A 22,917-nucleotide genomic window follows, 5' to 3' on the forward strand; every position below is an offset into this window, starting at 1 on the left:
CGCAAAACAAAGCCCCTTCGCGCCCGTTCGCCGGTGTTTTCCGACCGATCCTTCTTCTGACCACAAATATCCTGGGGTGAATGGCCCGCAGGGTCAGAGGGGCAAGGCCCTTGAGAAGCACGTTTGACACAAAAAGAGGGGCCCGTCCGGGCCCCTCCAATGTCAGATCGTGATCGAGGTGTTATTCGACCTTGAAGGACCAGAACATGGTTTCGCCAGAGCTGTCGTCGACGCCGTCGTTGTCGGTGGAGACCCAGGCTGTGCCGTCTTCCAGGATCGCGAGACCTTCGACCTTGTCGAGCACATAACCGCCGGTGGATTTCAGATCCGGCAGCAGGTCGCGAACCTCTTCTTTGGTCACAATCGGCAGCTCGCCGCCGAGCGGAGCAGGTACCATCTCGGAGAGGGCGACGCGGTAGATCTTCTTGGTGACCGCACGGTGATCGTTCTGGTTGTCGCGTTCGATGATGTAGACGTAGTCACCATGTGCCGTAATTTCCGACAGACCCACCCAGCCGGTGTCCGGCTCGGCCTTGGGGTAGTGCACCGCGCCCCATTCCTTGGTCTCGATATTGTAGGAGACCAGTTTCACGAGGTTCTTGGGGTCATCCTTCCATTCGCGCTGAACGGCCATCCACAGGGTGTCGCCCACCTTGGTGATGCCTTCAAAGCCAAACCGCTTCTCGACGTTCATCAGGGCCGGCGGGATGGTGATCTCGCCCTTGTTGGTCTTGATCAGACCGTCCTTGGTGACGTGGTAGATCGCATGCGGAATGGCGCGCTCGGTGCGTCCTTCGGAGGCGACGTAGAAGCCGCCGTTGCCGTCCAGCGTGATGCCTTCTAGGTCCAGTTTCTGCGCCGCGTCACCGTTGGCGCGGTGGATGCGGATCACATCGATGATACGGGCAGGGGTCTGCGACGGGTCGATCTTGAAGATCGAAGGCTGGAAGCCATAAAAACTGTCGTTCACCGCATAGATCATGCCGTCAGAATCCGCCACCATGCCGGAGATCGCGCCCCAGCCGGTCAGCTCGTCCATGCCTTCGGAGGTCAGGTGCGGGTAGACCGCGGGCGCGTCCTGCTGTTCAAACAACATGACATGGGCGCGGGCGCCACCGTCCTCGATCAGGTCTTTTTCATTGGCAGAGACCAACAGCCCCCGTTCTGGGATGGTCACATAGCCTTCGGGACCGGTGCCGGAGGGCAGCAACTGGGTCAGGACCGGGTTGGCCGGATCGGTGACATCATAGACCCCAACAACAGACGCGCGCTCGGCGCCGACAAAGACATAGGGCGTGCCGTCAAACTCGCCAAAGGTCACCGATTCCGGCTCGACACCCTTGGCATCGGAGCGTTTGTCCGGGTAGTGGCCGATCTGGATGATCGCGTGTTCGAAATCGACGCCGGAGTCATAGACCACGGTGCCATCCTTGTTGAAGATCGTCCAACCGCGCGACCCGCCGTTGTAGTCCCCTTCGTTGGCGGTGGCAAAATGAGTGTCGTCGATCCACGTCACCGCGTCGGGCTCGCGCAGGCGGCCTTTCTGGCTCTCGGTGAAGATCATCGCGCCGCGCTCGTCGGTGGCGTCAATGCCGTCGAGATCAACAGCCCCCGCGGAGAAGTGGTTGAGCACTTCGCCTTCCTTGGAGACCACAACCATGTGGTTGTTTTCCTGCAGGGTGATGACGGTTTCGCCAAGGCCATTGATGGAGACATATTCCGGCTCGGGATCAGACCCGGCGATCTCGGCCAGACCGGTCAGGTCGACCATCTTCATCGATGCACAGTCGAGACCGCCGTCCGTTGTGTTGACCATCACGAGGTTGCCGGCGGGCAGTTGTGGAATCACGCCGTCGTTCAGGTCTTCGTCACGCTCGTTCTCGATCGCGACTGAGAGGAAAGCGCCGTCCTTGGATTTGGCAAGCGAGTCGGGCTGGCCGCCGATGTCGCAGGCGCCGACCTCTGCGCCGGTGGCGGTGTCAAAGGCCATCAAACGGCCGGAGGGCTGGGTGTAGCTCTCCGAGGTGTTGACGCCAACATAGGCGATGGCGCCGATGATCGCGACCGAGGTCGGCTCACCGGGTAGCGCGATGTTGCCCTTGGGGGCCGGGTTGGCCGCGTCGGAGATGTCGATCAGGCCAAGCGCGCCCAATGGGCTGTCGGTATAGACCAGCGTCATGCCATCGGCGGTGACGTCGATGATCTCGGGTGAGCTTTCGCGTGTGGTGTCTTCGCCCTCGGCCATGTTCTTGACGACGGGGAAGGAGGCAATGCGATTGAAGGATTGATCTGCCTGCGCAAAACCGGCGGTCAGCGCGAGAGCAGATGTGAGGCACACAAGGCGCATGGACATCGGCAGCTCCTGGAATTTGAATATCAGTGCCTTGGCATTGCCGACGAGTCACAAAACATTTGTGACAGATTTTTATAGATTTGGTGATCTCCCGGTAAGGAGCGCTTCACCAGTTGCGCCTAGACTATGTCCAGTATTCCGCATGAAATCCGCGTATCGGTAAGGGGGGCGCCGCGATGGGCATGGCGATTTTGCACCAGATCGACGGCCAGCTCGTAAAAGGCAGCTTTGGCACGGTTTTCGCCCGAAAAGCGGCGTTGATGGACAAGTTCTACGAGTGTCTTTTTCTGGAGATACCGGATGCACGCGCCCTGTTCACCAAGGGTTCCTCGCATCAAAAGGACATGTTCGCACAGGTGCTGGCCTCTGCTATGAAAAGCCTCGGCGACGGCAGTGATCTGGCTTCGTTGGTGGACAGGCTACTGCTACAACACAGGCATCTCGGCCTGACCGCTGGACACATGTACATGGCGCAGCGAGCCTTGTTGATGGCCTTTCGCAAGGTGCTGCGCGATGAGCTGACGGCTGCGGAACTCTCGGCCTGGAATGCGGCCCTGCGGCGCCTGTGCCAGAGTTTGGCGGCAGGGATCGAGACCCCCGCCACCTGAAATTGCGTCCTCAGACCGCCATGCAGAGGTATTTCATCTCGAGATAATCCTCGATGCCATGGTGGCTGCCTTCGCGGCCCAGACCGGATTGTTTCACACCACCAAAGGGCGCAACCTCGGTGGAGATGATGCCGGTGTTGATGCCGACGATGCCATATTCCAGCGCCTCGGCCACCTTGTAGACGCGGCTCAGGTCCTTGGCATAGAAGTATGACGCAAGGCCAAAGATGGTGTCATTTGCCATCGCGATCACCTCGTCCTCGCTCTCGAACTTGAACAAAGGCGCCAGAGGGCCAAAGGTCTCGTCCTGGGCAAAGGCCATCTCGCGTGTCGCGCCGGTGACGATTGTGGGCTCAAAGAAGGTGCCGCCCAGCTCGGACGGGTTGCCGCCGAGGATGACCTCCGCGCCCTTGTCTTTGGCGTCGGCGATATGGTCCTCGACCTTTTTCACCGCCGCGGTGCTGATCAGCGGGCCGAACTGGGTGCCGTCGTCCAGACCGTCGCCCACCTTCATCGCCGCAACCGCCTCTTTCAGCTTGGCGGCGAAGGCGTCGTAGATGCCGGCCTGCACGTAGATCCGGTTGGCGCAAACGCAGGTCTGGCCGTTGTTGCGGAATTTGCACATGATCGCGCCTTCGACCGCTGCGTCGAGATCGGCGTCATCAAACACGATGAAAGGCGCGTTGCCTCCCAGCTCCATGGAGCATTTCATCACCTGATCCGCCGCCTGCCGCAGCAGGATGCGCCCGACGTTTGTGGAGCCGGTGAAGGTCAGCTTCTTCACGATGGGGTTCTCGCAGAACTCCTTGCCGATGCCCGCCGCATCCGAGGCCGGAAGGACGCTGAACACGCCTGCGGGCAGGCCAGCGCGCTCGGCCAGAACCGCCAATGCGGTGGCCGACAGCGGTGTTTCGGAAGCTGGGCGCGCCACAAAGGCACAGCCTGCCGCCAGCGCGGGGCCTGCCTTGCGGGTGATCATCGCATTGGGGAAGTTCCACGGCGTGATCGAGGCGGCAACGCCGATCGGTTGCTTGATCACGGTGATCCGCTTGTCCCGCTGATGGCCGGGAATGGTCTCGCCATAGATGCGCTTGGCCTCCTCGGCGAAGAACTCGATGAAGGACGCACCATAGGCAATCTCGCCGCGCGATTCCGCCAGGGGTTTGCCCATTTCGGCGGTCAGGATCACTGCCAGATCCTCCTGGTTCGCCATCATCAGGTCGAACCATTTGCGCAGCACGCCCGCGCGCTCTTTGCCGGTCCACTTGGCCCAGTCCTTCTGCGCGGTATTGGCCGCCTTGATTGCCTCGCGCGCCTGCATGCGGCTGACGTCTGCGACCTGGGCGATCACATCGCCGCGCGCCGGGTTGGTCACCTCAAACGTGCCCTCGCCATCGACAAAAGCGCCGTTCACATAGGCGCGGGTTTCCAGAAGGGAGGGATCCTTCAGGAGCGATTTCAGGTCCGTCGTTGCATCGAGCATCTTATCCTCCGCAAATTCGTGTCTCGCAAATGCAAAGCACTTGCGCCTAATGTTGTCCAGTGACAGCGATAAGTCCAGAAACTTAACACATTAAGAGATTAGCATGGAACTCGACGATGCCTACGCAAACGGAGCCTATATCGAAGGGGCTTCAGATTACCCGCCGCGCTGGGCGGCTTCTGCCGAGGACTTCCGCAACAGCCTGCACGAGCGCGCCCGTCTGGACCTAGCATATGGCGATGGAACGCGGCATCGCTTTGATTTGTTCCTGCCGGAAGAGCACCCCAAAGGCGTGTTTGTCTTTGTGCACGGGGGCTACTGGCTGAACTTCGATAAATCGAGCTGGTCACATCTCGCTGTGGGGGCGCTGGCCAAGGGCTGGGCGGTCGCGATGCCGTCTTATGACCTTTGTCCGGATGCCACGATTGCCGAGATCACACAGCAAGTGGCGCAGGCGGTGCAGGCCATTGCGCAGGAGGTCGAGGGGCCCATCGCGCTGGCCGGTCATTCCGCCGGCGGCCATCTGGTGGCGCGGATGCTCGACAGGTCGGTGCTGCCCGATGACATCGGCGCGCGCATCCGGACCGTGGTGCCGATCTCACCCCTGTCGGATCTGCGCCCCTTGCTGCGGACCTCGATGAACCAGAAATTCGGCATGACGGCCGAGGAGGCCGCAGCCGAAAGCCCGGTGGAAATGCAGGACCGTCACGCGGCCGAAGTAACGGTCTGGGTCGGCGGATCGGAGCGTCCGGCTTTTCTCGATCAGGCGATCTGGTTGGTGGAAGCCTGGGAGGCGGATCACGTTATCGCCTTTGATAAGCACCATTTCAACGTGATCGAGCCGCTGGCCGATCCCGACAGCGATCTGGTCGCGGTCATCACCGGCTAGGTCGCCCGCCGCGCGGTGCCGGAGGACGGCTCCGCGCGGAATGCCGACAAAATATGCTTGCCTCAGCGCTGATTCCGCCTCATCTTCCGGGCGGAACCTGCGATGGCGTCGCGCGTGGGAACACCCACGGGTTCCACATCCCAAAACATCCTGAACGCCGGGATCTTCTTTTTTGAAAAGGAGGGTCCAGCATGACTGCTCGTCCTGAATTCTACCGCTTTCACAACGGTGAGAAGGCGCCGCTGCAATTTGCCGTGGCCGAATATGAGGCTCGCATCGCCGGGCTGCGTCGCATCATGTCTGATCTTGGGGTGGGGGCCGCGGTCTTCACCTCCATGCACAACATCTCTTACTACTCCGGCTTCACCTATTGCGCCTTTGGCCGACCCTACGGTTTGGTGGTGACAGCGGAACAGGCGGTCACCATCAGCGCTGGCATCGACGCGGGCCAGCCCTGGCGCCGTTCCTTCTGCGACAACATTACCTATACCGACTGGCAGCGCGACAACTTCTGGCGCGCGATCCTGTCGGTGACCGGTGCCGGGGCCACCATCGGCTACGAGAGCGACCATCTGACCCTGCTGCAAAAGGGCAAGCTGGAGCATTTCCTCAAGCCGTCATTCGTGGTGGATCTTTATGAGCCCACCATGGTGCAGCGGATGCACAAATCCGCCGCCGAACTGGAGCTGATCCGCGCGGGCGCGGCGGTGGCCGATGTCGGCGGCTACGCCATCCGTGATGCGGTCAAAGCGGGCGCGCGCGAGATCGACGTGGCCATGGCGGGCCGGGACGCGATGGAACTGGACATCGCCACGCGCTTTCCGGATGCGGAATACCGAGACAGCTGGGTTTGGTTCCAGTCCGGTCTCAACACCGATGGTGCTCACAACCCGGTGACGGCGCGCCAGCTGCAGCGCGGCGATATCCTGTCGCTCAACACATTTCCGATGATCTCGGGCTATTACACCGCGCTCGAGCGGACGATGTTTGTCGAGGAGGTTGACGCCGAGAGCCTGAAGATATGGCAGGCCAACGTCGCCGCGCATGAATATGGCATGTCGCTGCTGCAACCGGGGGCCAGCTGCGCCGAGATCACCAACAAGATCAACGCCTTCTTTGAGGAACGCGACCTTCTGCAATATCGCACCTTCGGCTATGGTCACTCCTTCGGCGTGCTGTCGCATTATTATGGGCGCGAGGCTGGGCTGGAACTGCGCGAGGATATCGACACGGTGCTGGAGCCGGGCATGGTGATCTCTATGGAGCCGATGTTGACCCTCGCAGAGGGCCAGCCGGGTGCCGGAGGTTACCGCGAGCATGACATTCTGATCGTCACTGAGGATGGCAACGAGAACATCACAAAGTACCCCTACGGGCCGGAGTTCAACGTGGTTGGCTGACGTCGCGGCTCCTGAAACAGCTTGACCGGCACGCGCGGGACCTGCATCCAACGCGTGCCGGTGCTTGGAGCTGTGACGCTCCTCGGGTCGCGTTGGAATTTTGGCCTAGGTCATTGTTTTTGGGCGCAAGACGTCCGACATTGTGCTCAGGTGTACGGAGTGTGAAGGGGGCGACATGGCCTATGTGAAGTGGATTTTCTTTCTGACCTTCTGGCTTTTTGTCGGTGGTTTCCTGCACTACACCCTGCCGCAAAATGACGTGGTGCGCATCGTCAACACCTATGAGGAGCGCAAGGAGCTCGGCGATTGGACCCGCATGTTCTGGTCGACGCCCGATACGCAGAGCGCCGGCCTGTCAAACCGGGATGTGCAGTTTATTCAGGCGGTGCGCCCGAATGGTCGCGCGATCGTCTATCGGAATGAGGATACGGGCTGGAGCTGGCCGCCCTATTTTAAATTCGATACGGCCAATCTCTACACTGAGGCAAACGACGCGATCTCAACGAAGGATAACCCCGAGTGGGTGCGTATCATGCACTACGGGTGGCGCAGTGAGCTTTTGTCCTCCTTTCCCAACGCAGTTTCCATTTCGCCAGCGGCAGGGCCTGATGACAAGCCAGTCAATTGGATCTCCATCATCATACTGGTGCTGCTGGCTGCGATTTTCTGGGCAATTTTTGTGCGCCTGCGCAGGTTCAAGCGGAACCGTCTCGACCCGTTGTTCGACAACGTCGAGGACGGGTTCTACGCGGCCGGAGATGCCATTGACGACCGCACGCGTGGCGTGCGTCGCTGGTTCCGGCGTAAACCCTGACACGGCGACCACAGCGCACCCGAAACGCGAATGTTGCAGTACGATTTGCTCAAAATTGTTGAAGGTCCAACCGAATTTTATTGAGGACTTATCGGCTGGCAACCTGCGTGACATAAACCTCTGGTAAGGGCAGGGGGCTACACTCCGTAGGTGTGAAACGCACCTAATTTCGGAGAGAAACCATGAAGACGCTGCTGGCCACTCTTGGCCTCGTAACTCTGTCCTGGACACCTATGGCTCAGGCGGCGGAACCGCTTGTGGTCGGTGTGGAAGACACCGAATATCTGCCGCACTACAATTGGGATGGAGAGACTTATTCCGGCTTTGGCGCGGATATTCTGAACCGATTTGCCGCAGATGAGGGGTACGAACTGACCTTCCGCGCGCTGCCAGTTTCTCGCTTGATGCAGGCGGTGATAAACGGTGATGTGGACCTGAAATACCCTGACAATGCCTATTGGTCGGCTGACCTTAAGGAGGGCACCGACTTGGTCTACTCCGAACCTGTGGTCGAAGCGATCGACGGTGTGATGGTCGAACCCGCAAACAAGGGAGCGGGGGGCGAGCAGATCAAACGCTTGGGTATCGTTTTGGGGTTCACCGCCTTTGCTTGGTTGGATCGGATCGAAAGCGGTAGCGTCGCTCTGACGAAAAATTCCAGCCTCACCGGAATGGTGCGTCAGGCGCTCGCGGGTCGTATTGATGGTGCCTATGCCAATCTTGACGTCGTGCGTCACGTGCTTGTGGAGCTGGGGCACGCACCCGAGGCTCTCGTCTTTGACGAAAGCCTGCCGCATTCCGTGTCGAACTATCACCTCTCCACCAGCACGCATTCAGATGTCGTAGCTGCCTTTGATGTTTGGATGGATGCCAACCCCGAGGTTATCGCGGAGCTGAAGGCGAAACACGGGCTGAACTGAGGCCTGCCACTCTGCGGCGGCGTATGCTGCACGGGAGCGTTGGCGAGGCACTACGTGCCTCTGCCTCAGTCCGCGAACAGGTGCGGCGTGCGTGCGACTTCCAGCGCGGTCTCATAAGGCACGTCGAGGAAATGCGCTACTGCGGTGGCGTTTTCACTCTCAGACGCGCGCTCCATGACCGCCCAATGTCGCGCGAACCCTGCATCGCGGATCTGGTCGATTTCGCTGGCGATGTCATTGCGTATTGTCGGTAGCAGCCGCTCCAACATCGCCTTTGGGGCGTGCTGTCCAGCGAGGCCGACCCGATGGGCGTGGCCGATCAGATAGTCATCGGAAAAACTGCAGTCTATTCTGAGTAGCCGCGCATGAGACCGGTCTGAAAAGAAGTCATGCATGAGATCCAACGCTGATGGATCCATGCAGATGATCAGGCGATCCGTCTCGTAGTAGTCAAAGAGCATCCGCGTGAGCGCCCGGCGATGGCGCGTGCGCTTCTCCAGCGTGCGTTGTATCCCGCCCAGATCCGGCAACGGCGTGGTCTCTTCGTGAAACAGATACTCGATCGCCGGTGTATTGGTCAGTTTGCGGATCTGGTCCAGCATGCGCTTGGCCACATGCCATTTTTTGCAGGTCAGGATCAACAGCTCTCGCTCGCGGCCCAGGCTGCTTTCGGTTTCCCAGAAACGGGGCGCAAACCGTTGTCCGGTGCGGCCCCGTGCCGACAGGAACTTGTAGAGGTTCGCGCCTTCGTTTGAGATCTGAAATTCCACATCACGGGCCGCATACAGCCGTCCCAAGCGGGTTTTCAACTCCTGCGCATCTGAACTGATCTTGCGGGCGAACAAGAAGTCCTGACGCAGCAGAAGGTCGTAGTGGTCGTTGTGAAAGTTCACAGGCATGCCGTAGTCGCTGAACATCAGAAATGTCAGAGTGCGGCATTCGATTTCATCTTCGGGGATCAAGTGACGTACGAGCGTCTGAAAAAAAGTCTCGTCCGGGATCCAGGTTGAGGCGAAGAAGCGCGTCACGTCACGTCGCTTGCGCACCATTTTCAGGATCGCTTCGACGGTGCGGCGGCGCAGGCACCACCATTGGCTGCCAATCTGGACCTCGATGTCGGCAGGCACGTCTCGGGTCAGCCCGAGCTTTTTCTGCAGTTCATAGGCAAGGTAGAACAGGCGCGGCTGGCTGCGCTCGTTGAAATAGTGTCGATAGATCAATCGGTCATCTTTCATGCCGGTTTTGATCCAGTCGCTTTCGAAAAAATCAAAGCTCTCCACGAAATCCTTGTCATTGCGATCCAGAAAATCACGCGCATATTCGGCGGTCTTGATCGCCATGCAGTCGCCTGAGAGCATGTAGAAATGAGTGGCGCGCGGGAACGTCTCGACCGCGGCCTGCAGGGTGTTCAGTGTGGCGCGCACCAGCGACCATTCCCCCCAGCCGCATTTGACCCTGCGTCGGGCAAAGGTGACGTTGGGGTTGTCCGCCAGCGCGGTTTGGATGGCGCTATAGTCCTGAGTTCGGGCGCGCGCGTCGAAATGAATTGCCATGTAGTCGCCGGTCGCAGTGAGCCGCTCGGCCTGCTCGATGATCGCAGCCGGGTCTTTGTGGCAGAGCAGAATATAGGCGATTTTTGCCATCTTCGGGATGCAATACCCTGTTTTATAGGATTGTTTCCTTGATAAAGAGGAAACTGGCGTGAATAAACCAGATTGTTTTGCAATTGCGGCCAGAGCGGGCATTCTGGCGCCGAATGAAGAGCGAAGGACAGCGAAAGATGGGATTTCCCGGCACCTGGATGACGGAGAGCGAAAGCGTGGTCTATCGCGTGGTGCCCAAATGCGCCTGCTCCACCATTGGCCAGATCATGTTCTATTCCGATCATGGGCGCTTTTTTGACGGCGATATCCACGATTCCACCGCCGGGCTGCACAAGTGGGCGCAGGAGGACAGCAAGCCGCTGATTGAGGCCAATGTGACATCGCACGGCGCTTATGCCTTCACTTGCGTGCGTAACCCGTACACTCGAATACTCAGTTCGTTTTTCGACAAGATCTGCGGCATTCAGCGCAACGGACGGCGCTACCGTGGCAACCTGGTGCCCAAGCTGATGTATGAATATGGCATCGAGGTTGGCGGCGAGGATGGCAAGCAGGAGTTTGACCAGATCAAGAGCTTCCGTCGGTTTCTGCTGTTTGCCCGCGACACCATCCGCTGGCGGCGCCCGATGGATCCGGACATTCACTGGTCGGCGGCTTCGGGGCATGTGTCGACCTTCATCGTGAACGGCGGGCGCTACGACAAGGTGGTCTGGACCGAGAAATTCAACGACGGCATGCAGGAGGTGCTGGATGCCATCGAAACGCCGCATGTGGTGGATCTGGCCTCGATGCCGCGCTTCAACGAGAGCGAAGGCCATGGCCCGAAGCGCGCGCATCCGGTCGAGGACTATTTCGACGATCTGTCGATGCATCTGGTCTACGAGATCTACAAACGCGATTTCGAATTGTTCAAATATGACGTCGAGAACCCGGGCAACAAGCTGCCCATCGGCGAGATTGATCTCGACGAGATCCACGCCAAGCTTGGCGACTGACGGAACTATGAGACCAGGGCGCGGGGGGAGGCTCCCGCCCGGCTTGCGATCATTGGAAATGATCTGACCCGGTTGGGCCGGGCGCCGGGCTGGCGCCCGGCGCGGTGCTTGAGGCATCTGTTGCGGTGCCAGTGTAGAGGCCTGCGTTTGGGGCAGGTGGGAAGAGCGGGATCTGCTGAGAAGCGGTTCAGGGGCGGGTCTGCCCGGAACGCGCCTTGTCCAGTTTAGTGAAAGGTGGGCGCGTCAAGGGTGAACCGCGCCTGCGCGCGGCGGCAGGGCCGCCCTTGACCCGTGTCACTGCTGTTGCGGCTCCCAAGGTATCGATGGCAAGACGTCGGACAAAAAAAAGGCCCCTGCGACATGACAGGAGCCTTTGACCTTTTGGGCCGGGATTATTCGTCCTCAGGCACCTGGCGCACCGCGCCCTTGGCCGCCGAAGTGGCGAGCATGGCATAGGCCTTCAAAGCGGTGGAGACCTTGCGCTTGCGTTTGGCGACCGGTTTCCAGCCCTTCTCGTCCATCGCGGCGCGGCGGGCGGCCAGGGTCGCCTCATCCACTGCCAGGTTGATCGTGCGGTTGGGGATGTCGATCTCGATGGTGTCGCCCTGTTCCACCAGGCCGATGGTGCCGCCCTCGGCAGCCTCGGGCGAGACATGGCCAATCGACAGACCGGATGTGCCGCCCGAGAAACGGCCATCGGTCAGGAGCGCGCAGTCTTTGCCAAGACCTTTGGATTTCAGGTAGGAGGTCGGGTAGAGCATTTCCTGCATGCCGGGGCCGCCGCGCGGGCCTTCGTAGCGGATCACCACCACATCGCCGGCGCTGACCTTGCCGGTCAGGATGTCATTCACCGCCTGATCCTGGCTTTCGCAGACGTAGGCTTTGCCGGTGAACTTCAGGATCGAGGCATCCACACCGGCCGTTTTCACGATGCAGCCATCGAGCGCGATATTGCCGAACAGCACCGCAAGGCCGCCGTCCTGACTGAAGGCGTGTTCCTTAGCGCGGATCACGCCGCCGGCGCGGTCGGTGTCCAGCTCCTTGAACCGGTTCTCGGTCGAGAAGGCCTGGGTGGTGCGCACGCCGCCGGGGGCGGCCTTGAACAGTGAGACCGCTTCGGGGTTGTTGGCGACGGTGATGTCCCACTTGGCAATCGCCTCGCCCATCGACGCGGTGTGGACCGTCGGCACATCGGTGTGCAGCAGGTCTGCGCGGGACAGCTCGCCCAGAATGGAGAAGATGCCGCCGGCGCGGTGCACGTCTTCCATGTGGACGTTCTCGGTATTGGGCGCGACCTTGCACAGGCACGGCACCCTGCGGCTGAGCCGGTCGATGTCCTGCATGGTGAAATCGATCTTGCCCTCATGGGCGATCGCCAGCAGGTGCAGCACTGTGTTGGTGGAGCCACCCATGGCGATGTCGAGGCTCATGGCGTTTTCAAACGCTTCGAAGGTGGCGACTTCGCGCGGCAGCAGGCCTTTTTCCTCGCCCTCGTAATGGCGCTTGGTGATCTCGACGATCTTGCGCCCGGCCTCAAGGAACAGGTGCTTGCGGTCCGCGTGGGTTGCCAGGGTGGAGCCATTGCCCGGCAGCGCCAGACCCAGCGCCTCCGCGAGGCAGTTCATCGAGTTGGCGGTGAACATGCCCGAACACGACCCGCAGGTGGGGCAGGCGTTTTCCTCGATGTGCAACACTTCCTCGTCGGTCAGCTTGTCGCTGGCCGCGGCCACCATCGCATCGACCAAATCGACCTTTTTGGCATCAAGGGATTCGATGTCGATCTTGCCCGCTTCCATCGGTCCGCCGGAGACGAAGATCACGGGGATGTTGAGCCGCATTGCGGCCATCATCATGCCGGGAGTGATCTTGTCGCAGTTGGAGATGCAGACCATCGCGTCGGCGCAATGGGCGTTGACCATATATTCGACGCTGTCGGCAATCACCTCGCGCGAGGGCAGGGAGTAGAGCATGCCGTCATGGCCCATGGCGATGCCGTCATCCACCGCGATGGTGTTGAATTCCTTGGCCACACCGCCAGCGTTTTCCACCTCGCGGGCCACCATCTGGCCCAGATCCTTGAGGTGGACGTGGCCGGGCACAAATTGGGTGAAGGAGTTGACGATGGCGATGATCGGCTTGCCGAAATCGCTTTCGGTCATGCCGGTGGCGCGCCACAGGCCGCGGGCGCCGGCCATGTTGCGACCGTGGGTGGAGGTTCTGGATCGGTACATCGGCATTATGCTGGTTCCCTATATTTTTGCCCACAGGGACACTATTCGCGCAGTAAAGGCAACATGTCGGGGCGGTTCGAGGTCACGAAATTACTCTTGCGGCGGGTCTCGCGTGGCTATTGCGAAACCGGGTGTGGATCGGGCTCTGCGGCCCTTGGTGTTGCCGGGCGCAGCAGGTGGGTCACGGCCAGTCCCATCAAGAGCGCCCAGAAGGGGGCGCCGATCCCAAGGAAGCTGACACCGGAGACGGTCATCATGAAGGTGATCAGCGCCGCCTCGCGCCCCCGGCTGTCGGCCAATGCAGCCGAGAGGCTGTTGCCGATGGTTGACAGCAGCGCCAGCCCGGCCACGGTGGCAATCAGCGCCTTGGGTGCGATCAGGAACAGGCTGATCACCGTCGCGCCGCCAAGTCCCACTAGGCAGTATAGCACACCGGCAACCACGCTGGAGAGATAGCGGCTTTTTGGGTCCTCGTCCGCCTCTGGTCCGGCGCAGATGGCGGCGGTGATGGCGGCGAGGTTGAAGGCAAAGCCACCAAAGGGCGCGAGGATCAGCGAGGCAAGGCCGGTGACGGTCAGGCTGGCGGAGACAGGCGGCGTGTAGCCCGCCCCGCGCAGGGTGACGACGCCGGGCATGTTCTGCGAGCACATGGTCACGATATAGAGCGGCAGGCCAACGCCGATCAGAACCGGCAGCGAGAACGCGGGCGCCACGAACTCTGGCAGGGCAAGGCTCAGGTTCAGCGCTTCGAGATCGCCAAACGATCCGGCCCAGGCGGCCCAGAGGCAGCCGACCAGCAGCACGGCGGGAATGGTGTAGCGCGCAAACCAGATCCGCCCGGCCAGGAAGGTCGCCCCCATGAGACCCACCAGGGCCACATCGCTGCCAAGAGCGGTGAAGGCCGAGAGGCCGAACTGGAACAGGATTCCGGCCAGTAGCGCATTGGCCAGCGCATCCGGGATCAACCGGGCCAGCTTTGCAAACCAGCCGGTGAGACCAGTGAGGGTCAGGAGCGCGCCGCAAAACAGGAAGGCACCGATGGCCTGTGACAGCGGCACGCCGTTGAGGCCCGTGGCCAGCAGCGCGGCCCCCGGCGTGGACCAGGCGGTGAGGATCGGCATGCGGAACCACAGTGACAGGATCAGGCTGGTCAGCCCCATGCCCAAACCCAGCACCACCAGCCAGCTGTTGGCCTGCGCCTGCGTCGCGCCCACCGCCTCGATGGCCTGAAAGATGATGGCGACAGAGCTGGTATAGCCCACCAGCACCACGATCGCGCCCGCCGCCAGATGGGAGAGTTTCAGTCGGCTCAGCATGCGGGTTTTCCTCGGGCGATGGCTGGGATAGGTGTTGTGCGTTATAGCGCACGATACAGGTTGTGCGCTATAACGCACAAGCCCTCATTTTGGGGATGCCCAGCGGGCAGCAAAGGTTCGGGAAGACGGGATGGCTACGGTATGAGCGACGACAGTATCACCTTGAATTTGCGGGAAATCCGCGCGGCCTCGGGGTTGAGCCTGTCGCGCGCCGCCGAGGTTACCGGCGTCAGTAAGGCCATGTTGGGTCAGATCGAACGGGGCGAATCAAGCCCGACGATCGCCACCCTGTGGAAGATCGCCAAGGGGTTTCACCTGCCGCTCACTGCGCTGATCGACGAAGGCTCCCGTCCCTCTGGCATCGGGGGCGAGGTCTATCGGACCGTGCAGTTTCCCGGCAGCATCACCGTGAAGATCGTCTTTCCCTTTGACCCCAACTTGGGGGCGGAGACCTTTCACGTCAGCCTGAAGCCAGGGCAAAGCCACGAATCGCAGCCACATGACAGCGGCGTCACCGAAGAGGTCTTTGTGCTGGAGGGGGCGATGGAGGTGCTGCGTGACGGTGATTGGGTGGCGCTGGAGCCGGGGCAGGGGCTGCGCTTTGCCGCCGACCAGCCACATGGCTATCGCAGCCTGCACAGCGGCGCGGCGTTCCTGAACATGCACCACTATCGCCACGCGGCAGGGTTGCGCGCGGCCGATTGACGCCACCGGCTTGTCCTGCCCCTACCGCAGAGCGTACCACTGGCGGCAAGGCAATTTGATCCGGGACATTTGAAATATGGATAAAGACACCCTGCGCGGCAGCCTGCTGATGGCTCTGGCCATGGCCGCTTTTGCGATCGAGGACATGATCATCAAATCGGTAGCGGGCGCGATGCCCACGGGGCAGGTGCTGATCGTCTTTGGCCTGGGCGGCATGGCGATCTTTGCCGTCATGGCGCGTGCGCAGGGGTCTTCCTTGTGGCACCCGGGCTTTTGCACGCGCCCGCTGCTGTGGCGCTGCGTCGCGGAGGTGTCGGGGCGGCTGTTCTTCACCCTGGCGATCGTTTTGGCACCGCTGTCGCTGGCCTCGGCCATTCTGCAGGCCACGCCGCTGGTGGTGACCGCAGGCGCAGTAGTGTTCTTTGGTGAAAAGGTTGGCTGGCGGCGCTGGCTGGCGATTTGCGTCGGCTTTGTCGGTGTGCTGATGATTCTGCGTCCGGGTATGAGCGGCTTTGAGGCGACCTCGCTTCTGGCGGTGGCGGGCATGCTGGGCTTTGCCGGGCGTGACCTGGCCACCCGGGCGGCGCCCAAAACCATGAGCAACGCCCAGCTTGGGATCTTTGGCTTTGCCATGCTGGTGATCGCGGGTGTCATCCTGCTGGCCTGGACGGGGGGCGCGGTTTGGCCCACGGGTCAGCAAAGCGGCGCGCTGGCAGTTGCGATCGCGGTGGGTGTGCTGGCCTATATGGCGCTCACCGGCGCGATGCGCACCGGGGAGATCTCTGTCGTGGCGCCGTTTCGCTACTCGCGGTTGGTCTTCGCGATGGCGCTTGGGGTGCTGGTCTTTGGCGAACAACCCGACCTGATGACCATCCTCGGGTCGGTGGTCGTCGTGGCAAGCGGCATCTTCACCCTGTTGCGCAGCCAGAAAACGGCCTGAGAGGGCAGCTGGGAGGGGCGCAGGCGGCACAGGTCCCGTGATTTGTGTCGCAGGTGATCTTGCGCCCGCCTGCATGGCGACTTACATCTGCGCCCCATGGCCCAAGCAAAGACAGACCCGAACTACAAAGTTATTGCCGAAAACCGCCGTGCGCGGTTTGATTACGCGATCGAGGAAGATCTCGAATGCGGCATCATGCTTGAAGGGTCGGAAGTCAAATCCCTGCGGGCCGGTGGCTCCAACATCGCCGAATCCTATGCGGCGGTGGAGGAGGGCGAACTGTGGCTGGTGAACTCCTACATCGCCCCCTACGCGCAGGCGAAATCCTTCAAGCATGAGGAACGCCGCCGTCGCAAGCTCCTGGTCTCGCGCAAGGAAATGGCGAACCTGTGGAACGCCACCCAGCGCAAGGGCATGACGCTGGTGCCGCTGGTGCTGTATTTCAACCACCGCGGCATGGCGAAGATCAAGATCGGTATCGCCAAGGGCAAGAAGAACCACGACAAGCGCGAAGCGGCAGCCAAGCGCGACTGGTCGCGGCAGAAGCAACGCCTGCTGAAGGATCACGGCTGAGGCCGATCCGCGAAGTTCGGGACGCTCTTGACGAAGAAAAGGCCCCGTTTGGGGCCTTTGTTCTGTTTGAAACCGATCTTTCCGACGAGGAGACCGTTCAGGTCATCGCCCGCAAATCCGCGATCATCTTGTCGATATCTCCGCCGTTGCGGTCGATAATTGCACCGATTTCCGTGCGCTCTGTCAGTAGCAGGTTCACGCCTTCGATGAACATGTTGAAGAACAGGTCCTTGCCGGAGCGGTTCGACACATGGAACGTCACCTCGAAGGGCGATTGTCCCCGCAGATAGGCGACGCAGGAAACCTCGTACCACTTCTTAACTTTTTTCACGCCGGTCACTTCCAGGCGGCCACCGATGAACTCACGGAACCGGCTGCCATATTTCTTGGCGATGTAGCCCTGGAAAGCATCGGAGAAGGCGCGTTTTTGGGCCGAGCTTGCCCGGCGCGCATCGACGCCCATGGCGTAGGCCGCAATGTAGGAGGTGTCGCTGTAGCGCTGGAAAATGCGCTCGAAGTCGCCATACATCGACCGCTCGCTCTTGCCGGATGCGATCACCTTGTTGATGTCGGTGACGAGGCGCGTGATCAGATTGGATGCGGAGCTTTCATTGAGCGCAAAGGCCGGAAGCGCAGCAAAGGACGCCCCTATGGCACCCAGCGAAGCAAGGAATTTACGGCGAAGCATGGTTTAGAACCCTCCGGTATCTAGTTCGAACGGATCGATTTCAGAGCCGGCATCTTCCTGGCCCAGCTCGAACCGCCGGTTTTGCAGGTAGATCTGGCGACCCTGCGCATAACTGTCAGCGCTCTCGTAGAGAATCGAGTCGATCGTGTCGGAATATGTACCGCGATTTCCCAGCTGGTCCACGACCTCTGCCGGAATTTGCAGGTCTTCGGCGGGATTGTTCTCAAGCTGGCTGAGCGGATTGGTGAAAAAATCAACAACAATGCCCACGGCATCGCGGGTGGTGGAGGGCCCATAGGCGGGCAATTCCACATATGCGCCTTCGCCGGCACCCCAGACATGCAGGGTTTCTCCAAAGTCGGTGCGAGCTTCCGCCATCTTGAAGTCAGACGCCGGGTCGCCAAGGCCCCCGATGCCCAGCACCGTATTCACCGCAAACCGACCAAGCGCCTGCCCCGCGCCCTTGATGTTGCCTTGCAGCAGGTAATTCACTGCATCGCCGGGCTTTGACAGGTTTTCCGCGAAATTTCCGAAGGCCGTCACCATGTCCGGAGGGACGACCGCGACATATCCTTTTGACGCCGGACGGAATGCATATCGGTCCAGCCCCTTGTTGAACTGGTGAACCGAACGATTGGTATTTTCGTAGGGATCGAAGATCTCTCCCGCAGCTTTCGCGGCCGGATCCTGCGTGGCGCAGGCGGAGGTCAGTACCGCAGTGGAAAGGACCAACGCAGTTGCGGATTTTTTCAACAAAGCAATCATGTCTACCAATTCTTCAGTTGCGGTCGGCGCACGGCCCCCCGTCACCTAGGGGTCACTTAGCAATCTCTGCGGTTCTTCCCAGCCCATAACCACAGCAAGACCAAATTATGTGACAGATTTGGAACATATGCCAGTCACTCTTTGAAAAGGGCTTCGGGGCTTTATAAGGGGATCAGGGCACGCTCTACTAGGACGATATGAAGAATACATTTGCAAATGCTGGCCGGGACGAACTTCTGGCGATCCGCCGCCGGAGCCGAGGCCTTTTTTGGGCGGTCGCGCTGCTGAGCGCTTTCGTGAACATGCTGATGCTCACGGGGCCGCTCTATATGATGCAGGTCTATGACCGGGTATTGGGCAGCCGGTCCGAAGCCACATTGTTGGCGCTGACTCTGTTGGTGGTCTTTCTCTACGGCATGATGGGACTGCTGGACGCGGTGCGCGGTCGGATCATGCGGCGGGTTGCGGCCCGGTTTCAGGCTGGTCTGGACCGTCGCGTCTTTGATGCAATGATCCGACGTTCGGCGGTGTCCGGTGATCCCGAGGCGCAGACCGGGCTCAGTGATCTTGAAAGTATCCAGAAGCTGATTGCCTCGCCTGTCGTCATGGCGGGGTTCGATCTGCCCTGGACGCCGATCTTTCTGGCGGGCATCGCACTTTTTCACCCCTGGCTTGGGATATTGGCGATTTGTGGCGGTGGCGTGCTGATTGCGATTGCGGTGATCAATCAGATTCTCAGCACGGCGCCTGGCAAGGCTGCCATGGTCAGCGGACATCAAGCCATGGTGCAGTCCGAGGAAATCCGCACCGAAGCCGAAATGATCCAGGCCATGGGAATGCGGCAGGCGGCCTTTCAACGCTGGCGCGTGGCGCGCGACAAGGCGTTGGCCGACAGTGTATCCGCGTCCGATGTCACCGGCACCTTTGGCACTTTGACAAAAACGCTGCGCCTGTTCCTGCAATCCGCGATGCTCGGTTTGGGGGCCTATCTGACACTGCAGGGCGAGGTCAGTCCCGGTGCCATGATCGCCGGGTCTATCCTTCTGGGGCGCGCGCTGTCCCCGATCGAGGTCGGGCTGGGACAATGGCCGCTGGTACAACGGGCTCGGAAGGGCTGGCAGAACCTCGAAGAGCTTCTGGGCAAGACACCGCCCGAAGCCGCGCGCACAGCGCTGCCGGAACCGCGCGCACTGCTCGAAGTGGAGGCGATTGCCGCCACGGCGCCGGGCGAGTCGCGCCCTCTGCTGCGCAATGTCACCTTTCGGGTCGAACCCGGCGAAGCGATCGGAGTGATCGGCCCGTCGGGCTCCGGCAAATCCACTCTGGCGCGGGTTCTCACCGGGGCCTGGCGCACGGCGGCTGGAACCGTGCGCCTCGATGGGGCGGCGCTGTCGCAATACGATCCCGCAGTGCTGGGCGATCACATTGGATACCTGCCGCAGCGGGTGCAGCTCTTTGACGGTACGATTGCGCAAAATATCGCGCGCCTTGCCGAAACGCCCGATGCGGCCGCGGTGGTGGAGGCGGCCAAATCTGCGGCTGCGCATGATATGATCGTCAAGTTGCCAGACGGCTACGACACCCGTGTGCGCGCTGGTGGCGGACGTCTCTCCGGTGGTCAGATGCAGCGTATCGGTCTGGCGCGGGCCTTGTTTGGCAAACCGGCCATCGTGATTCTGGATGAGCCCAACTCTAACCTCGACAATGAAGGGTCTGTTGCGCTCAACAATGCAATCAAACGGCTGAAGGCGCAGGGGAAATCGGTGCTCATCATGGCGCACCGTCCGGCGGCCATCCAAGAGTGCGACAAGCTATTGGTTATCGATCAGGGCACCATGACCGCCTTTGGCCCCAAGGATGAGGTCCTGCGCAAGATGGTGACCAATCACCGCGACATTCAGCAGCAGGGTGCAGCCGGTGGCGGAGGAGCGACGCGATGATCGAGGCGAAAGACAGCAGTTGGCCGGTGCGCGGCGCTCTGTTGGTTGGAGTACTGGGGATCGCTGTGCTTCTCGGCGGGTTTGGCACCTGGGCGGCGTTTTCCAACATTGCCGGTGCGGTTGTGGCCTCCGGTCAGATCGAGGTGGATCGCAATCGACAGATTGTTCAGCACATCGACGGCGGTGTGGTGGCTGACATTCTGGTGGATGAGGGCGATCTGGTGGCAGAGGGGCAGACCTTGTTGCGTTTGGACCCTGCCGATTTGCGGTCGGAACTGACCATCACGGAAGGTCAGCTGTTTGAGCTGATGGCCCGTCGCGGGCGGTTGGAGGCGGAGCGTGACGAAGTGGACGACATCACGTTCTCGCAGGAACTGTTGCAGCTGGCCCAGACCCGGCCAGAGGTCGCGGAGCTGGTAGAGGGGCAAAGCCGTCTGTTCGAGGCCCGGCGCGAATCGGTACGTCGGGAAGTCGAGCAGCTTGAGAAACGCGCCTCGCAGATCGAAAATCAGATTGTCGGGATTAAGGCGCAACAGGCGGCCACCCGCGAGCAGTTGCAGCTGATCAAAGAGGAGCTGGGCAACCAGCAATCGTTGTTTGATCGCGGGTTGGCGCAGGCTTCGGTCGTCTTGAACCTACGCCGCAACGAAGCCAATCTGCAGGGAACGCTGGGCGAGCTGATTGCGTCGGAGGCGCAGGCCGAAGGGCGGATCACAGAGCTGGAGATCGAAACCCTGAAGCTGAACACCCAGCGCCGCGAAGAGGCCATCACCCGTGTGCGCGATCTGCGCTACCAGGAACTGGAACTGATAGAGACGCGGCGCTCTTTGCGGGATCGGCTCAGTCGTCTTGAGATCACCGCGCCGGTGTCCGGCATTGTCTATGGCATGACGGTTCGAACGCCGCGATCCGTGATCCGGCCGGCCGACCCTGTGCTCTACCTCGTGCCGCAGGATCGCCCGCTGGTGATCGCGGCGCAGGTGGCCCCCACGGACATCGACCAGCTTCATGTGGGGCAATCCGTGTCCATCCGACTGCCCGCACTCGATCAGCGGCAGACGCCGGAACTCTTCGGCGCGGTCACTCTGTTTTCGGCGGATGCGTTCCGTGATGAGGCGACGGGACGATCCTACTACCGTGCTGAAATCGAACTGAACGAAGGCGAAATGGACCGTCTGCCCGGCGGCACAGTGCTGATCCCGGGCATGCCGGTCGAGAGCTATATCCGCACTGCAGACCGTTCGCCGCTGGCCTATTTGGTGAAGCCGCTGGCCGACTATTTCGTCAAGGCCTTCCGCGAGCGCTGAGGGCGGCGCGCAAACCATGGCCGAGGCGCCGCAATTGCCTCTTTCCCGAAGGAACCTTCCGCTGTAGCGTCCGCCGCAAAGACAGACGGACACTGGCAAAGGAGCCCGACCATGAGCGTTGACGCGAAACTTCAATCCCTCGGCCTGACACTTCCCGACGCCCCGGCGCCTGCGGCAAATTATGTGCCCTTCGTGGTCTCGGGTAACATGGTCTATGTCTCCGGTCAGATCTCGGCGGATGAGAATGGTCTGATCACCGGCACCTTGGGCGATGATCTTGACGTGGACGCGGGGCAGGCGGCGGCCAAGCGCTGTGCCTTGTCTTTGCTGGCTCAGGTCAAAGCCGCCTGTGGTGGCGACCTTGGCAAGCTGAAGCGGGTGGTCAAACTGGGGGCCTTCGTGAATTCCACAGCCGATTTCACCCAGCAGCCGCAGGTCGTGAACGGGGCCTCCGACGTTCTGGTCGAAATCCTCGGTGACGCTGGACGTCATGCACGCTCGGCTGTCAGCGCGCCTTCGCTTCCAATGGGAGTCGCGGTCGAGATCGACGGCGTTTTCGAAATCGAGAGCTGATCTGATGTCCACACCGGCTCTGCCTGCAGCATTTCTGCAGCGCCCAATCGCTCACCGTGCGTTGCATGGACAACAGGAACACTGCCCCGAGAACAGCCGCGCTGCGATCCGCGCGGCGGTCGAGGCAGGCTATGGGATTGAGATTGACCTTCAGCTTTCGGCGGACGGTCGGGCGATGGTTTTTCATGACGAACAACTGGAGCGTTTGACCGACGCGGCGGGGCCGGTGCGCGCGCGCACGTCAGCTGAGTTAGAGGCGATCCCGCTCAAGAACGGCGATGGCGAGTGCATTCCAACGTTTCGAGAAGTGCTGGATATTGTCGCCGGGCGTGTCGCGCTCTTGGTGGAAATCAAGGATCAAGACGGTGGGATGGGGCCCGATGTTGGCCCGTTGGAGGCCGCTGCCGTTGCTGACTTGGCCGGTTATGAGGGGCCGGTGGCCCTGATGTCGTTCAACCCGCACAGCATCGCCGAGGTTGCCCGGCTTGCGCCGCATTTGCCGCGCGGTCTTACCACCTGCGCCTATGATCCGCAGGAGTGGGCGCCGCTTGCTGCTGAGGAGTGTGACGCCCTGCGCGCGATCTCCGATTTCGACCGTGTCGGCGCCTGTTTCATCAGCCACGAGGCGCGCGATATCACCCGTGCCCGGGTGCAGGCCCTGCGGGCAGATGGTGTGCCGATCCTCAGCTGGACCATCCGCTCACCCGTTGAAGAGGCTGATGTGCGCCGCTTCGCCGACAACGTGACGTTTGAAAATTATCTTTCTGCTCTAGGCGCTTGATCGGGCGTAACCTGCGCCCAAATAAGGGGGAG

Annotated in this window: 20 protein-coding genes; 13 read left to right on the plus strand and 7 right to left on the minus strand. The window is 61.1% G+C overall.

Annotation, left to right across the window (positions count from 1 at the left end):
* Positions 1 to 181: 181 nt before the first annotated feature.
* Positions 182 to 2,353, minus strand: a complete 2,172-nt coding sequence (locus R0J92_RS07055; RefSeq protein WP_411051181.1) for an esterase-like activity of phytase family protein — start codon at positions 2,351 to 2,353, stop codon at positions 182 to 184.
* Positions 2,354 to 2,529: 176 nt separating this feature from the next.
* Here R0J92_RS07055 and R0J92_RS07060 point away from each other — a divergent pair, with 176 nt between their 5' ends.
* Positions 2,530 to 2,961 carry a globin domain-containing protein gene (locus tag R0J92_RS07060; RefSeq protein WP_411051182.1) on the plus strand — a complete coding sequence of 144 codons (432 nt, stop codon included), beginning with the start codon at positions 2,530 to 2,532 and terminating at the stop codon, positions 2,959 to 2,961.
* Positions 2,962 to 2,971: 10 nt separating this feature from the next.
* Here the strand turns inward: R0J92_RS07060 and R0J92_RS07065 are convergent, their stop codons facing one another.
* On the minus strand, positions 2,972 to 4,444 hold the full coding sequence (locus R0J92_RS07065; RefSeq protein ID WP_411051183.1) for an NAD-dependent succinate-semialdehyde dehydrogenase: 1,473 nt from the start codon (positions 4,442 to 4,444) through the stop codon (positions 2,972 to 2,974).
* A gap of 103 nt (positions 4,445 to 4,547) precedes the next feature.
* On the opposite strand from R0J92_RS07065, the gene R0J92_RS07070 reads away from it, so the two are divergent.
* From R0J92_RS07070 to R0J92_RS07085, 4 genes are all read left to right on the plus strand, one after another.
* Positions 4,548 to 5,333 carry an alpha/beta hydrolase gene (locus R0J92_RS07070; protein ID WP_411051184.1) on the plus strand — a complete coding sequence of 262 codons (786 nt, stop codon included), beginning with the start codon at positions 4,548 to 4,550 and terminating at the stop codon, positions 5,331 to 5,333.
* A gap of 191 nt (positions 5,334 to 5,524) precedes the next feature.
* Positions 5,525 to 6,733 (plus strand): aminopeptidase P family protein, encoded by a 1,209-nt coding sequence (locus R0J92_RS07075; protein WP_411051185.1) that lies wholly within the window; start codon positions 5,525 to 5,527, stop codon positions 6,731 to 6,733.
* Positions 6,734 to 6,908: 175 nt separating this feature from the next.
* Entirely contained in the window at positions 6,909 to 7,547 is a 639-nt protein-coding gene (locus R0J92_RS07080; RefSeq protein ID WP_411051186.1) for a DUF1523 family protein, read from the plus strand.
* 182 nt (positions 7,548 to 7,729) lie between these two features.
* Positions 7,730 to 8,467: a substrate-binding periplasmic protein gene (locus R0J92_RS07085; RefSeq protein WP_411051187.1), complete on the plus strand. Its 738-nt coding sequence runs from the start codon at positions 7,730 to 7,732 to the stop codon at positions 8,465 to 8,467.
* A gap of 65 nt (positions 8,468 to 8,532) precedes the next feature.
* On the opposite strand, the gene R0J92_RS07090 is transcribed toward R0J92_RS07085, so the two are convergent.
* Positions 8,533 to 10,110, minus strand: coding sequence for a DUF5928 domain-containing protein (locus R0J92_RS07090; protein ID WP_106161369.1), 1,578 nt, complete (start codon positions 10,108 to 10,110; stop codon positions 8,533 to 8,535).
* A gap of 137 nt (positions 10,111 to 10,247) precedes the next feature.
* On the opposite strand from R0J92_RS07090, the gene R0J92_RS07095 reads away from it, so the two are divergent.
* Entirely contained in the window at positions 10,248 to 11,066 is an 819-nt protein-coding gene (locus tag R0J92_RS07095; protein ID WP_411051188.1) for a sulfotransferase family protein, read from the plus strand.
* A 392-nt stretch (positions 11,067 to 11,458) separates the two neighbouring features.
* Here R0J92_RS07095 and ilvD read toward each other — a convergent pair whose 3' ends face one another.
* Both ilvD and R0J92_RS07105 read right to left on the minus strand, forming a co-directional pair.
* Positions 11,459 to 13,303, minus strand: a complete 1,845-nt coding sequence (ilvD, locus tag R0J92_RS07100; protein WP_411051189.1) for a dihydroxy-acid dehydratase — start codon at positions 13,301 to 13,303, stop codon at positions 11,459 to 11,461.
* A 110-nt stretch (positions 13,304 to 13,413) separates the two neighbouring features.
* Positions 13,414 to 14,613 (minus strand): benzoate/H(+) symporter BenE family transporter, encoded by a 1,200-nt coding sequence (locus tag R0J92_RS07105; protein WP_411051190.1) that lies wholly within the window; start codon positions 14,611 to 14,613, stop codon positions 13,414 to 13,416.
* 141 nt (positions 14,614 to 14,754) lie between these two features.
* Between R0J92_RS07105 and R0J92_RS07110 the strand changes: the two genes are divergently transcribed.
* The 3 genes from R0J92_RS07110 (at position 14,755) to smpB (ending at position 16,831) form a co-directional block, all read left to right on the plus strand.
* Positions 14,755 to 15,318: a helix-turn-helix domain-containing protein gene (locus R0J92_RS07110; protein ID WP_106161377.1), complete on the plus strand. Its 564-nt coding sequence runs from the start codon at positions 14,755 to 14,757 to the stop codon at positions 15,316 to 15,318.
* A gap of 76 nt (positions 15,319 to 15,394) precedes the next feature.
* Positions 15,395 to 16,258, plus strand: coding sequence for a DMT family transporter (locus R0J92_RS07115; protein WP_106161379.1), 864 nt, complete (start codon positions 15,395 to 15,397; stop codon positions 16,256 to 16,258).
* A 96-nt stretch (positions 16,259 to 16,354) separates the two neighbouring features.
* Positions 16,355 to 16,831, plus strand: coding sequence for an SsrA-binding protein SmpB (gene smpB, locus R0J92_RS07120; protein ID WP_106161381.1), 477 nt, complete (start codon positions 16,355 to 16,357; stop codon positions 16,829 to 16,831).
* Positions 16,832 to 16,928: 97 nt separating this feature from the next.
* Here smpB and R0J92_RS07125 read toward each other — a convergent pair whose 3' ends face one another.
* Positions 16,929 to 17,519 carry a phospholipid-binding protein MlaC gene (locus R0J92_RS07125; RefSeq protein WP_106161383.1) on the minus strand — a complete coding sequence of 197 codons (591 nt, stop codon included), beginning with the start codon at positions 17,517 to 17,519 and terminating at the stop codon, positions 16,929 to 16,931.
* 3 nt (positions 17,520 to 17,522) lie between these two features.
* Positions 17,523 to 18,284, minus strand: coding sequence for a VacJ family lipoprotein (locus R0J92_RS07130; RefSeq protein WP_106161385.1), 762 nt, complete (start codon positions 18,282 to 18,284; stop codon positions 17,523 to 17,525).
* A gap of 197 nt (positions 18,285 to 18,481) precedes the next feature.
* Between R0J92_RS07130 and R0J92_RS07135 the strand changes: the two genes are divergently transcribed.
* The 4 genes from R0J92_RS07135 (at position 18,482) to R0J92_RS07150 (ending at position 22,885) form a co-directional block, all read left to right on the plus strand.
* On the plus strand, positions 18,482 to 20,224 hold the full coding sequence (locus tag R0J92_RS07135; RefSeq protein ID WP_411051191.1) for a type I secretion system permease/ATPase: 1,743 nt from the start codon (positions 18,482 to 18,484) through the stop codon (positions 20,222 to 20,224).
* Positions 20,221 to 21,531: an HlyD family type I secretion periplasmic adaptor subunit gene (locus tag R0J92_RS07140; protein ID WP_411051192.1), complete on the plus strand. Its 1,311-nt coding sequence runs from the start codon at positions 20,221 to 20,223 to the stop codon at positions 21,529 to 21,531. Before R0J92_RS07135 ends, R0J92_RS07140 begins: the two co-directional genes overlap by 4 nt.
* A 111-nt stretch (positions 21,532 to 21,642) precedes the next feature.
* Positions 21,643 to 22,104, plus strand: a complete 462-nt coding sequence (locus R0J92_RS07145; RefSeq protein WP_411051193.1) for a RidA family protein — start codon at positions 21,643 to 21,645, stop codon at positions 22,102 to 22,104.
* Positions 22,105 to 22,108: 4 nt separating this feature from the next.
* Positions 22,109 to 22,885 (plus strand): glycerophosphodiester phosphodiesterase family protein, encoded by a 777-nt coding sequence (locus tag R0J92_RS07150; RefSeq protein ID WP_411051194.1) that lies wholly within the window; start codon positions 22,109 to 22,111, stop codon positions 22,883 to 22,885.
* Positions 22,886 to 22,917: the final 32 nt, after the last annotated feature.

The sequence above is a fragment of the Tritonibacter sp. SIMBA_163 genome, from assembly GCF_046535935.1.
GTDB classification, from domain to species: domain Bacteria; phylum Pseudomonadota; class Alphaproteobacteria; order Rhodobacterales; family Rhodobacteraceae; genus Epibacterium; species Epibacterium scottomollicae.